This is a genomic window from Acinetobacter sp. Q85-2 (assembly GCF_013420555.1).
In the GTDB taxonomy this organism is placed as follows: domain Bacteria; phylum Pseudomonadota; class Gammaproteobacteria; order Pseudomonadales; family Moraxellaceae; genus Acinetobacter; species Acinetobacter indicus.
The window spans coordinates 1-13,559 of record NZ_VOXW01000012.1; the positions used below are offsets into that span (position 1 = coordinate 1).

The 13,559-nt window shown below is 48.8% G+C and carries 10 protein-coding genes; 8 read left to right on the forward strand and 2 right to left on the reverse strand.

Annotation, left to right across the window (positions count from 1 at the left end; genetic code table 11):
* The first annotated feature begins 440 nt into the window (after window positions 1-440).
* From FTT68_RS08305 to FTT68_RS08325, 5 genes are all read left to right on the forward strand, one after another.
* Window positions 441-1,358 carry a VacJ family lipoprotein gene (locus FTT68_RS08305; RefSeq protein ID WP_180006958.1) on the forward strand — a complete coding sequence of 306 codons (918 nt, stop codon included), beginning with the start codon at window positions 441-443 and terminating at the stop codon, window positions 1,356-1,358.
* A gap of 104 nt (window positions 1,359-1,462) precedes the next feature.
* Complete coding sequence (gene gigA / locus FTT68_RS08310; protein WP_104472728.1) at window positions 1,463-2,431, forward strand: RsbU family protein phosphatase GigA; 969 nt, start codon at window positions 1,463-1,465, stop codon at window positions 2,429-2,431.
* 114 nt (window positions 2,432-2,545) lie between these two features.
* Window positions 2,546-3,067 carry an anti-anti-sigma factor GigB gene (gene gigB, locus FTT68_RS08315; protein WP_005182525.1) on the forward strand — a complete coding sequence of 174 codons (522 nt, stop codon included), beginning with the start codon at window positions 2,546-2,548 and terminating at the stop codon, window positions 3,065-3,067.
* Between the two features lie 24 nt (window positions 3,068-3,091).
* Window positions 3,092-3,916, forward strand: a complete 825-nt coding sequence (locus tag FTT68_RS08320) for a carbon-nitrogen hydrolase family protein (RefSeq protein WP_180006957.1) — start codon at window positions 3,092-3,094, stop codon at window positions 3,914-3,916.
* Between the two features lie 92 nt (window positions 3,917-4,008).
* Entirely contained in the window at window positions 4,009-4,398 is a 390-nt protein-coding gene (locus FTT68_RS08325) for a DUF4951 domain-containing protein (RefSeq protein ID WP_168399188.1), read from the forward strand.
* A 37-nt stretch (window positions 4,399-4,435) separates the two neighbouring features.
* On the opposite strand, the gene gspE is transcribed toward FTT68_RS08325, so the two are convergent.
* Entirely contained in the window at window positions 4,436-5,923 is a 1,488-nt protein-coding gene (gene gspE, locus FTT68_RS08330; protein ID WP_104472732.1) for a type II secretion system ATPase GspE, read from the reverse strand.
* A gap of 124 nt (window positions 5,924-6,047) precedes the next feature.
* On the opposite strand from gspE, the gene FTT68_RS08335 reads away from it, so the two are divergent.
* Together FTT68_RS08335 and FTT68_RS08340 are read left to right on the forward strand one after the other, a co-directional pair.
* Window positions 6,048-6,851 (forward strand): hypothetical protein, encoded by an 804-nt coding sequence (locus FTT68_RS08335; protein ID WP_373684733.1) that lies wholly within the window; start codon window positions 6,048-6,050, stop codon window positions 6,849-6,851.
* Window positions 6,852-6,860: 9 nt separating this feature from the next.
* Window positions 6,861-7,784, forward strand: coding sequence for a mechanosensitive ion channel family protein (locus FTT68_RS08340; RefSeq protein WP_016659510.1), 924 nt, complete (start codon window positions 6,861-6,863; stop codon window positions 7,782-7,784).
* Window positions 7,785-7,826: 42 nt separating this feature from the next.
* Here FTT68_RS08340 and FTT68_RS08345 read toward each other — a convergent pair whose 3' ends face one another.
* Window positions 7,827-10,547: a DUF2339 domain-containing protein gene (locus FTT68_RS08345; protein ID WP_180006956.1), complete on the reverse strand. Its 2,721-nt coding sequence runs from the start codon at window positions 10,545-10,547 to the stop codon at window positions 7,827-7,829.
* 162 nt (window positions 10,548-10,709) lie between these two features.
* Between FTT68_RS08345 and polA the strand changes: the two genes are divergently transcribed.
* The gene (gene polA / locus FTT68_RS08350) at window positions 10,710-13,472 is read left to right on the forward strand and encodes a DNA polymerase I (RefSeq protein ID WP_180006955.1); all 2,763 of its coding nucleotides are present in this window, start codon (window positions 10,710-10,712) and stop codon (window positions 13,470-13,472) included.
* Window positions 13,473-13,559 lie beyond the last annotated feature (87 nt).

Consider the following 13,559-nt stretch of genomic DNA (forward strand, 5'->3'; position numbering starts at 1 on the left):
ATTCGATTAATCAACCAGTAAAAATCCACACAAGTTGTTCTTCATAATCTCTTAATGATCTTCTCGATGCTTCGTCAGCATCAAGCTAGGTCGGCTATATTACTCTCTATTTTTAGAAAGTCAACATACAATATACAATGTTGATTTTATTTCTAAACTTACCACCTAAACCAGAACTCAACCATTTTAGCTAAATCCTTGTTTATCAACAAGTTTTTATCAACATCACCGCCGATGGATGTGCATTATAGGCGAAATATTTACGCTTGCAAGCCCTTTGATAAAAAAATTTAATCATCCGATTATTTTTTATTCATTTTACCTTTTTTAGCTATAAATTTCGGCCAAAAGTGTTTAAATACTCTCTTAAAATGTGCGCTGGGTCGAATGACCCTGCTTTCTCTTTTTTGCTTTCAGTATTCAAAGCACTAGGATCTTTTATGCGTCAACAACAATATGTATGGATTAGCCTGCTGACTTTAGGGATGGCCTCCCCTGCTTTTGCCAATGAATCTGCAGTAGACAGTTCTACCCGCACCACAGCAGAAGCAGACTCATCTGCAGCAACCAGCAAAGCCCCTTCACGCCTTGAATCCTTAAAAGAGCTGAAAAATATTAAAGCACAAGATTTGAAAGTGAATGCCAATGCCGCACAACCGGAAAGTGTTAAAGATCCACTACAACCTTTAAACCGTCAGGTCTATGCCTTAAATGATGTGTTAGACCGCAATATCGCCCGTCCGCTGGCTGTGCAATATACAGAAAAAGTTCCTGGCGATGTGCGTGGTTCTTATCGTAACTTCCGTAAAAACCTGGGTGAACCATGGAATGCAGTAAACCAGCTGATTCAGGGCCGTCCGCTCAGAGCAGCAAAAACGCTGGGCCGTTTTACTGTAAATACCATCACCACTTTAGGTCTGGCTGATCCGGCCCGTCGTTTGGGAATGGAAACCGAAGATGAAGATTTTGGCACTACTTTAGGCTATTTCGGGGTGCCGTCTGGCCCGTATCTGGTTTTGCCGATTATTGGCCCAAGTACCTTCCGTGATGGTTTTGGCCGTCTGGTTGACAGTCAGGCCCGTCCACAAAAATACATTCTAGAAGATCATGATGGACTGTACTGGACCGAGCAGGCTTTACGCGGCATTGATGCCCGTTCCCAGATTCTGGATGTAGAACAGGTGTTACAAGGGGATCGCTATGCCGCTATTCGTGATATTTACCTGCAGCGTAAAAACTTTGAAATTGCCGAGAAAAAAGGCTTAGAGGCCGAGAGCATTTCATTTATTGAAGATGTCGAAGACGACTACATCGAAGATGAAGAAAACTTTGATTCAGTTGCACCGCTCACTGAATAATTTGTAATACTTCTTTCTGGCGGGAAGTTCAACTTCCCCTAGTAATTCATTGATTGTTATAGTACATCTATCCCCTAAAGCGCATAGGATTATATTCTACATTTATGTATTTCATTCAGCCCACACGTGATATTCCCTATCTAGATCAGGTGATTGACACACTGCCCAGTGTGCAAATGATTCGCATAGATGACATCGACCTATATGATCAGACCATCATTGCCATTGCCGATGTGCAGGATTATTTAACCCATCGCTGGAATTTACCGACCATTGTTTTGGGCTTTGAAGATGAAGGGCTGGCCCTATCGCAAGCCTGGGAACAAGGCGCTTTGGCCGGCTGGATCTGGAGCAAACTGCCGACAGAACCGCAGCAGGCCCTGCTTAAAATTGATGCGCAATATAAACGCAATCAGGACAGTCGTGATTTACCTTCGGCTGCAGAGTTACAAAAACGTTTGCTGCCGAACCCGATTGAACTGGTCAATTATGAAATTGAAACCCTGTTTCAGCCTTCCGCCTATTTATCTGGCGACTGGTTCGATTACTGGAAAATTAGCGATAAAGAGCTAATTTTTTATCTGGCCGATGTGTCCGGACATGGGGTAACCAGCAGTTTATTAACGTCGTGGATGGCGGCTTTTCATGGCCGCTCCAAAACCCCGCGCGAGTTACTGAAAAAACTGAACGGGATGCTGGTACAGGAAAATATTGAAAAGCATATCACCATGATTAGCGGGATTTTAAACCTGGAAACCCATCAGCTGCGCTGGTCCAGTGCCGGACATTATCCGCCTGCGATTATCTTTGAGCCAAATCAGCCACCGAAAATCTTAAACACCAGCAGCTTCCCGTTGGGCCTGACCGAAGACCTGGAAGTAGAAGAATATGAATGCGTGCTGTCACGTCAGGCGCGCTTTATTATCTGTTCAGATGGTGCGCTGGAACCCTATGTTGGTGGACTCAATGAACAGTTTGAACAACTGGTCTATCACTTGCAGAATCAGTCCTTTAAAGCGCCAGAACACGTGGCCGACGATATTGCCATCCTCAGTTTGTGCCGACTGAATTAATCACTTAATCAACCACTTAAAACCATCCTTAGACTTATGTCCATAGCAGACACTTGAGTCTGTGGTGTCCCTATGGGATAATTTTATCTATCCTTCTCTGCAAATGGCATTTATATGTCAACAGGTCATGTTGAATACGCAAGTTTGGATGGAACGCATATTTTCAAGCTGATCGGCGAAGTGCGTGCCCAATCTTGTATCAGTTTAGACAAACTACTCAGTAAAATTGAACAGCAAACCAATGTGGTCGGCGCCATTGTCGATTTAACTCAAACCACATTTATTGACAGTACTGTTTTGGGTGTTTTGGCAAAACTCGGGCTAAAACTTAAACAGGTACATCAGATTCAGGCGGTCATGCTGTCGACCAATCCAGACATCACCACACTGGCCAATAGCATGGGCTTGGGGCAGGTGTTTGTGATTCTGAATTACTGTGGCGATCCGAGTGTCTGCACCCGTGCCCTGATTGAAGAGCATGTGACGCATAGCAATATGCTCTCGACCGTACTGGATGCCCATAAAACCCTGATGAAACTCAACGACAGCAACCAGAATATGTTTGAACCCCTGGTCAAACAGCTACAAAAAGAACAGGACAACTTGGAACAGGTGTCTAATCAGCAAAACGTATAATTTTCAGTTTGGGAGAATGCCTGCATGACTTTCGTTTCTGTTGCACAGATGAACTCGCAAAATGATATTGAAGCCAATTTCAACACAGTCGAGCAGCTGATTCAGCAGAGTAAAGCCGCCGGCAGTGAACTGCTGGTTCTTCCTGAAAATTTTATCTGTTTTGCTGCCGGCAAGCAGCGCGAAACTGCAGCCCAGTTTGAATCTATTCAACAACGTCTGGAACAACTGGCCCGTCAGCATCAAATCTGGCTGGTGGCGGGTACCCTGCCGTGTCCATTCCGCCCGGATGGTTCAGTCATTGAAGATGGCCGGGTACGTACTGTCAGCCTGTGTATCAGTCCGGAAAAAACCGAAGCCCGTTATGACAAGATTCACCTGTTTGATGTACAGGTGGGTGATGCCGTCGGGGGTTATCAGGAATCCAAATTCTTTGAACCGGGCCAAGACGTTGTGGTGGCCAAAACCCCATTTGGCAATATTGGCCTGATGGTCTGCTATGACCTACGTTTCCCGGAACTGGCGCTAAAACTGCGTGCACAAGGCGCCAATCTTCTGACAGCACCTTCTGCTTTTACCTACACCACTGGCCAGATGCACTGGCAGCTGCTGCTACAAGCACGTGCCATGGACAGTCAGTGTCAGGTTTTAGGTGCTGCCCAGCAAGGCTGGCACGGCGAAAAACGTCAAACCTGGGGTCATTCTGGTGCGACCAATTCCCGTGGACAATTACTGGCCATGGTGCAGGACGAAGGCGCGCAACTGATTACAGTCGAATTTGACCTGAAAGAACAGCAACAGGTACGCGAGTCAATGCCTTTAATGCAGCATCGCGTGTTAGTCAATTATTAAGTCTTTCCCTTGATCTCGCTGATATTGTTATCGACGTAAGCTTTCAACTTGCATATAATAATGATTCTTATTTTCAACAACAAATTATCCTGATGTTTAAAATCGTGATCACCAGTCTGGGGCTGCTGTGCTCGACACTGGCCTTGGCCGAGCTGAGTATTTCTGAAAAAATGCGTCCTGTGGTTTATTCTCAGGTCAATCCGGAGATGGCACGTCTGCCGGTTCCAGCCACACCGAATCAGATGAATCTTCCGGCCTTTGGACAGGGACTGATTGGCTGGGGCAGCGGCCCGGAAGGTGCGCAAGGGCGTTTAGATTCCATCACAGCTGCCGATGTGCATCAGATGCAAATTCAAGGTTTAACCCTGGAGATGGTGCAGGCCTGGCAGGCATTTTATACTCATGAAAGCCAGCGCAATCCCGGCAATCCGACGGCACCCTTACGCGCCCTCTTAATGCAAAAAATCGTCAGCCTGTGGTAGGGACTGACGATTTTTTTAAACAGGCTCTACAGCTCTGCTAGTCTGCCGCTTCATTGGTGACACGTAACACTTCTTCGACTGTGGTTTTACCGGCCAGTACTTTACGCAAACCATCTTCACGAATCGAACCGGATTGCTGGCGCGCATAGTTTTCCAGTTCATACTCTGCAGCATTGCCATGAATCAGGCGACGCATGTGATCATCTACCGGCACAATTTCATAAATGGCGGTCCGACCGGTAAATCCGGTATGCGCACACTGCTCACAGCCTTTCGGTTTCGGCAGGCGCAATACCTCTGCACTGCTGACAGGTTTAAACAGTTCTTTTTCAAAGTCATCAGCATCATGCCAGGTGGCGCAGTGCGCGCACAAGGTTCGGACCAGACGCTGCGCAATCACACCAATCAGGGAACTGGACAGCAGGAAAGGTTCAATGCCCATATCTTTTAAACGGGTTACGGCGCCAATCGCAGTATTGGTGTGCAAGGTCGATAATACCAGGTGACCAGTCAGCGAAGCCTGTACCGCAATTTCTGCAGTTTCCAGATCACGGATTTCCCCGACCATCACCACATCCGGGTCCTGACGCAGCATGGCTTTTAAAGCACGCGCGAAAGTCATATCGACCTTGGTGTTGACCTGAGTCTGCCCAATCCCTTCCAGCTGATATTCAATCGGATCTTCAGCAGTCAGAATATTTTTCGAGCCATCATTCAGGTCCGACAGTGCTGCATACAAGGTGGTGGTTTTCCCCGAACCGGTTGGACCAGTCACCAAGATAATGCCATGCGGACGATGTACCAGCTGTTTTAGCCGGTCATAATCATTTTGCATCAGGCCCAAATGGGTCATGTTCAGCCGTCCGGCCTGTTTATCCAGCAGACGCATTACCACCCGTTCACCATGCGAAGATGGCAAGGTTGAGACCCGCACATCGACTTCACGGCCCGCCAGGCGCAGCGAAATACGGCCATCTTGCGGAATGCGTTTTTCAGCAATATCCAGTTTGGCCATGACTTTAATCCGCGATACCAGTAACGGCGCCAGCTCACGACGCGGCTGTACAATTTCACGTAATTGTCCATCTACCCGCAAACGCACCGATAAGCGTTTTTCAAACGATTCAATATGAATATCCGACGCACCGACCCGAATGGCTTCGGACAGCAGTGCATTAATCAGCCGGACAATGGGCGCATCATCTTCCTGATCCATTAAATCTTCGGCTTCAGGCACCGAGTCGGCCAGACTGAGTAAATCCGGATGATCTTCCAGGCCTGCTGCAACCTGTTGTGATTCCCCGGTATCGCCGGCAAAACTGCTGCTTAACAGTTGATGAAATTCCTGATCGGTACATAACTGGAACTGGGCCGGATGCCCGAGAAAACGGCGTGCTTCCTGAATGGCCAGCAGCGGCGTATTTTCACGGCGCACGATAAAAGCATGATCCCCCTCATAGCGAATCAGCACGCCATGGCGTTTTGCAAAACTATAGGGAATTTGTAATTGTTTAAGTACTTGCATCAGCGATTATAATAATGATGAAAAAATCTCATTTGAGTGTACTCTAAGCTTATGACAGCGTGAAGTCTGTTTTTTAGGGTTTTAAATTGAAAGGAAGACGCCCTTGCCGCATCCGAATGAATTACTGAATCATGATGAATTGCCCGATTTAAAATGGTGGGGCGAACACGAGTTTGAGCTGCATCAGCCCAAAGCCTGGCAATTTGGCTCCCTGCTGTTTCGTTTAACACGCGGCATGCAGGAGTGGCGTCTGGAATATCATCGTCCGCAGGTGCAATATGACTATGAACAGCAATGGCATCGCATCAATGACCCGAATTTTTCCTTTCCGCAGCCAGTGAAAATTGAACGCTACATGTTCAAATCGACCACCAACAAGCTCCAGCTGATGCCGCGTCTGGCAGATCGGTCGGTGGTGATTAAACCGGTCGATCCGATTTATATTCCGGCTGGCCAGCGTGGCACGCTGTACATTAGTACCCCGTTATGGATTGCCGGTTTTGTCAATGGTCAGCGCGAGCCGATTTTTGATTTGCCGGTGATTTTGCCCAAAGATACCTGGTTTGGACCGAATCACCGTTATGGCGAAATCTGTTATGCCACCGCGGTGGATGGCCGGACCGAGCTGCACCAGCTACGCCCGCGCGCTTTTCGTGCCATTACGCCTATCGAGTTTCATAATATCAGCAACCAGCAATTGCGCTTTGACCGGATGAATGTACCGGTGCCGGCACTGCCGCTATTTTTTAGTGAAAGTACCGGACGTTTATGGACCTCCCAAATTAAAGTCTTGCACGAAGGCTCTGACCGGCCACCACGGGTACGAATTGAAAACCGTACCCCACCGCATGCCGGTGAAGTGATTTATGTGCATCCGCCACGTGAAACCGCGGGGGCGTTATTTAATATGTTTGATTCATTCTTCTAGGGAGTAGACATGGCCGATTCCAATATCCCTAAAGAAATTACCAATAGCCTGAAAGGGATTTTCACCAATATCAACACCGAGCGCCTGACTGAAATTCTGGTGGCGCTGGTGCTGTGCTTCTTAGGCTTTCTGGTGGCGCGTTTTGTCTCTAATGCCTTTATCCGCACCATTGGTAAACGCTTTAATGCGCATCAGAGTCTGGTCTGGCGTCGCGGGATTTTCTATTTTATTTTCCTGATTTTTGTGATGGCCAGCCTGAAAGAAGCCGGCTTTAAACTTAGTGTCTTCCTGGGTGCAGCCGGTATCTTAACCGTGGCGTTGGGTTTCGCGTCACAAACTTCGGCTTCCAACCTAATCAGCGGTCTGTTCCTGATTGGTGAAGGTTCCTTTGAAGTGGGCGACACCATCCAGATTACCCTCATTCGTGGTCATACCGTAGAAGGTGAAGTGATTTCGATTGACCTGCTCTCGGTAAAACTGCTCACCCAGGACAACGTGTATGTGCGTTTACCGAACGAACAGCTGATTCGGGCGCCAGTACACAACCTGTCCAAATTCCCGATCCGGCGGATTCCAATTACTCTGGCCATTAATTTCCATGAAGATATTATCAAGGTGCGTGAAGTGCTGCTGGATGTGGCCAATAAATATCCATTGGTGCTGGCCGATCCGAAACCTGCGGTGACAGTAACTGCCTTCCGTGAATCCTCAATTGAACTGCTGTTTGCGATCTGGTGCCAGCAGGAAAATTTCCTGCGAGTACGTGATGAAATGCAGGAACGGATTCGTAATGGCTTTGTCGATAACCAGATTGAAATTCCGGTACCGAAAATGGGCTTTGTCGATCATCCGCTGTCTCGACCGCTGGAAAATGCAGAGATTGATCAATATGCCAATGAAAAAGCCCTGAAACGTGAACCGGATTTAAAATAGATTTTTTAATATTAGCCTTCTCCACCAAGAGAAGGCTTTTTTCTATTCAGAGGGTGACCGTTCAACTGGCTGTTCTGGATCGGGCATTGGCGCAATATAGGCAATAATCAGCATCACCGCACCGGCGGCTAAAAAGGAAATCACCCGGGTTAAAGTGCCAATATGCGACAGATCAAACAGCACCAGCTTTAAGCTGACAACCACCAGAATACTGCCGCCCAGGACCCAGACCGAACACAGCTGTTTGCGACTGGCCCAGCTCATGGTAACAAATGCCAGGCTGACCCAAAGTAAAGTCAAACTCAGTTGTACCGTGCCATTACGCCACAGCGCCAATTCATTCAGCGGTGTACCCACATAGACATGCAAGCCACGCAGCACAATATAGCTACTCAGCCACAATAAACTCAGCACCATCAACACTGCGGCCATACTGCGGTCCAGCCCGGCCTTAACCTGTAACGACAGCATCCATAAAAAGCCGACCAGCATGGCGATGCTGACCAGATCAAAAGGATTTAAGATGGGCAGCAGATAGCCATGAAACGCCTGCTGGCTTAACAGCTGCGAACAGATCATCCAGGCCAGCATCAACAGCAAACTGCTTCGGGCCTGCCAGAACATCTGCCAGTCGGGCTGTGCCTGCCAGTAACACCAGCCGCAAAACAGCAGCGGTAAAATCACCATACTGATATACGGTTGCTGCGGTAATAAAGTCAGACTGGTCAGTAGCAGACTGAGTAAAGTACCGGCACTGACCCATTCTTTTTCGGTTCGTACACCTAAAAGCGGCCTTAACCAGAGCAGACTGAGGATGATGCTAGCTCCGGCAAACAACAGCCGCTCATTGAAAGATGCCCAGACAATACTACCCTGCTGCATCCGCAGCATGACAATTCCTGCCGCAAACAGCAGCAAGGGAACCAGGCCCGACCATTTGCTGAATAACCAGGCCACCCCGGCCTGTCGGCGTAACAGGATTTCATTCACAACCCAATAGGCCAGACTCAGGCTGAGCAGGCTCAGCACCGCACTGAGCTCGCCGGACCATTCATCCTGGAGCAGCACCAGCAGCATGGTGGTCGCCAGCAACATCAGCAGACATTGAAAGCCAATCATACTGCTACTAAGTTGTTGCTGAAATTGCAGCCGGCTATTGGACAGCAATACCACGCCCACATAGCTCAGGCACAGCACCCAGAACATGGCGCGTGGAAATACAATCAGCTCCACCAGATAGTACAGGCTCGACAGCCCCGCCACGACCAGCAGGCCCATGGCCAGATACAGACTGATTTTGGACTGCCGCACCAGCCCCAACAGGAAAATCAGCAGGCCTTCAATGGCCCAGCCCATAACACTTTTTTCAGCTGGTAATAAAATCGGCGGAATTAAGGCCAGAAAAATTAAGGTCAGGCTTAAATAGCTGTGCGCAATTAGCTGTACCGTTTGATGGTGTCTGGACAATCGGTACAACACGGCGAACAGCAGTGCAAACAGCAGACTGAGGCCCGCCTGCCAGGCTGTGTCCTGGAAATGCAGCACATATAAACTGCTATAGGCCAGCAACGGTGCAGCAAAAATCAGCCCAATATCCAGCGCCGGTTTAAGCTTAAACTTGTCTAAATCCTGCTGTGCCAATAACTGGCTAAAACGGAAACCCAGCCAGATAAAGATAGCGGCATGTGCCAGAATCAGCACGGTCATCAGGTCGCGGTCAGCATCGCTGCCATGCACAAAGGCATAGCTGCCACCGACCAGCACGGTCATTAAAAAAGCAATCTGATTCAGAAACTTCCACGGTCGCAGGCTGCTGAGCACGGCCACCGCAATATTAATCACTAGATAATAGCCAATAAATTCCGGTGCAGTTGCATCACGCACCGGTAAGGTAAATGGTGCAAGATAGGCCATCACCATGGCCATTAACGCCAGTTCAACCGACTGCTGTCTTAAACTCAGCCATAACGTCAGGGCCATTAGTAGCAGAAAATAGCCACTGGCAATCAGCAAGTTTGGAATTATTGCATTGTAATAGGCAAAGAATAAGGTCAGACACAAGGCTGCCAGCCCGAGCCCTTCCAGCCCCAGGGCAAAACTGCGATTGCGCTGCTGCAAGCGATAACCCAGTCCGGTCACGGCAGCACTACTCAGCGCGACCATGGCCAGTTTGGTGGCCAGGCTCAGCTGCCAATGTTCCGTGGCAAAACGCAGCAGCAGAATAATGCCGATCACCAGAATAGAAATCGCGGTTTTCAGCACCGGATTACCCTCAAAAATCCAGTGTTTGATTTGCTGGACTAAATTGGGAGCGGGCGCTGGTGCAGCTTCAGCTGTTGCACTAAACGGTAAAGGCGGTATGTCCGACTGTACCGAAGAAGCCGGCTGCGGCAAAAAATGCTGGGCCTGTTGAATCTGACCCAAATACTGTTCCAGACGCCGAAGCCAGCGCAGAAAAAAGAAAATCCAGGCCGCAGCGCCAGCGGCAATCATCCAGCCCCAATCCAGCAGCCCACCGACCACGGCAATAATCGAGGAGAGATACAGCGGCACTTTGGAGGTGGCACGAAATGCAATTAACCTTTGTTCGCCTAGCGCCTGGGCCGGTTGCTGAATAGCATCGACATAGTGCATGACACTCATCAGCAGCGCAAAACCACAGACATAGGTCAGCAGTGGAAATGATAAAAACCACGCGCTGATGGCGACAATCATCAGGCTCATCAACCAGATCATGCGGGTTTCGCTCTGCCCTCTCAGCATCTTGTTTTATTCCTTTATTAATTGTGCTGATCATACAACAACTTGCACAGTGCTTATTTTATATTCATCAGATATTCGGTAACCTGCATATACAATCATCACTCAGCGTGCGTGTGTAAAATCACGTACAATAAACAGGTTTTTTGGATTAGGAAACTTTCAATGCCACCATTTGTCTTGGTCGATGGGTCTTATTTTTTATTTCGTGCGTTTCACGCCTTACCCCCTTTAACCACGTCAACCGGTATACATACCAACGCCATCCGTGGGGCAATTTCCGCAATCCAGAAACTGATGCGCCGTACCCAGCCCACCCATATGGCGGTGATTTTTGATACCCCGGAACCAACCTTCCGTCACGAACTGTCACCCATTTATAAAGGTGACCGTCCAAGTATGCCAGATGAACTGTCACAGCAGATTCCTTATTTACACGCCTTAATTCGCGCACTGGGGATTCCTCTTTATATGCTGCCGGGTGCCGAAGCCGACGATATTATTGGCACGCTGGCCAAACGCGCCGAAGCCGAAGGTCATCAGGTGTTAATTTCCACCGGCGACAAAGACATGGCTCAGCTGGTGACCGACAAAGTTACGCTGGAAGACAGCTTCAAAGAGAAACCAATGGATGTGCAGGGTGTCTTTGAGAAATTTGGCGTCTGGCCGAATCAGATTGTTGATTATCTGACCCTGATGGGCGATGCCTCGGACGGGATTATGGGTGTTCCGGGCGTGGGTGCTAAAACTGCCGCCAAACTGCTGACTGAATACGGCTCTTTAGGCGGAATTCTAGAAAATGTCGACAAAATTAAAGGTCGCGTTGGCCAGAATATTAAAGACAATGTCGATGGTATTGCCATTGATCATCAACTGGCCAGTATTGTCTGTGATCTGGACATGGGCCTGACCTTTGCAGACCTGAAACTGTGCGATCCAAATACCGAAGAATTGCGCCGCCTGTATACCGAACTGGAGTTCCGGAACCAGCTACAGTCGCTCGATCATCCGAACAACCCGAACAGCAACAGCTACAAACAGGTCAGCCAGGCCATTAGCCAAACACCAGCGGCCGCAGAAGTCGCCACCGAAGATCAAGCTCAGCTCAGCAGCAGTGAAGATCAGCTAGGTGAAGCCACCTATCATACAGTGTTAAGCCCGGCAGACTGGGATGTACTCTTCCAGCGTTTAAGCACCGCCACACGTTTTGCCTTTGATACCGAAACCACCAGTCTGGATTATCGGATTGCCCAGATTGTCGGCTTCTCGGTGGCTTTTGATGCTACGGAAGCCTTCTATGTGCCTCTGGCGCATGACTATGCCGGCGCACCAGAACAGTTAAACCGTGAAACAGTGTTGGCGCAGATCAAACCGATTCTGGAAAATCCAGCGGTTGAAAAAATTGGCCATCATTTAAAATATGATGCGCATGTGCTGGAAAACCACGGCATTCACTTACAGGGCTGGTACTTTGACACCATGCTGGCCTCGTATGTCTTAAATTCTGTCGCCACCCGTCATGGGATGGATGATGTGGCGCGGCTGTATTTAAGTCATCTGACCACCACCTATGAACAGATTGCCGGTAAAGGCGCCAAACAGAAAACCTTTAACCAGATCGAGATTGAAACAGCTGCGCATTATGCCGCCGAAGATGCACATGTGACGTATCGCCTGTATGAAGTGCTGAATGAAAAGTTACAGCGTCATCCGGAACTCAGCAATCTGCTGCATCATATTGAAATGCCGGTAGCACGCGTGCTAACCCAGATGGAAGAAAACGGCATCAAGCTGAATCTGAATTTCCTAGATCAGCTGGGGGTAGAATTTTCCAACACCATGCTGCAACTGGAACAGCAGATTATTGAACTGGCCGGCCAGCCGTTTAATGTCAGCTCGCCCAAACAGGTTGGCGAAATCCTGTTTGAAAAGCTGGGCATCAAAGGCGGCAAGAAAACTGCCACCGGCCAATACAGCACCAGTGAAAGTATTTTAGAAAAGATTGAGCACCCGATTGCCAGCCTGATTGTGGAATATCGCGGTCTGTCTAAACTGAAAAGTACCTATACCGATGGCTTACAAAAGCAGGCTAATAGCAGCAGCCATCGCGTGCATACCAGTTATCATCAGGCACTGACCGCAACAGGCCGTCTGTCTTCGACCGATCCGAACCTGCAAAATATTCCGGTACGTATGGATATTGGCCGCCAGATTCGTAAAGCCTTTATTGCACCAGAAGGCCGCGTATTACTGGCTGCCGACTATTCGCAAATTGAACTGCGTTTAATGGCGCATTTCTCGCAAGATGACGCGCTGGTTGATGCCTTCAATCATGGTCAGGATGTACACCGCCGTACCGCTGCCGAAGTGTTGAATATTGCCCTGGAAGATGTCACGCCAGATCAGCGCCGCCAGGCCAAAGCGGTTAACTTCGGCCTGTTATATGGTATGTCCGAATTTGGTCTGATCCGTCAATTGGGCTTTACCCGTGAAGAATCGCAGAACTATATCAAGCAATACTTCCAGCGTTATCCGGGCATTTATGAATATATGCAGCGCACCCGTCAGGTGGCTCTGGAACAAGGCTTTGTCGAAACCCTGACCGGCCGCCGTTTATATACCCCGGATATTGATGCCCGTAACATGATGGTGCGTAAAGCAGCAGAACGTGCCGCAATTAATGCGCCGCTACAAGGCTCGGCGGCAGATATTATTAAAATGGCCATGGTGGAGGTAGACAAAATGCTGCCACGCGATCAGGCCAAAATGCTACTGCAGGTACACGATGAACTGGTGTTTGAAGTCGATGCCGATGTCGCCGATGAACTGGCACCCAAACTGGCCGAAGTGATGCAGTCGGTGATTGAACTGTCTGTTCCGCTGGTGGTCGAAGTGGGTAAAGGCCAGAACTGGGATGAAGCACACTAAAGTCTTTCCACCTTCCTCCTCGGAGGAAGGCTGGGCTGAAGGTCATTTGCCTCTTGGGCAAAATATCAAGGTCTTCACCTCAAAACT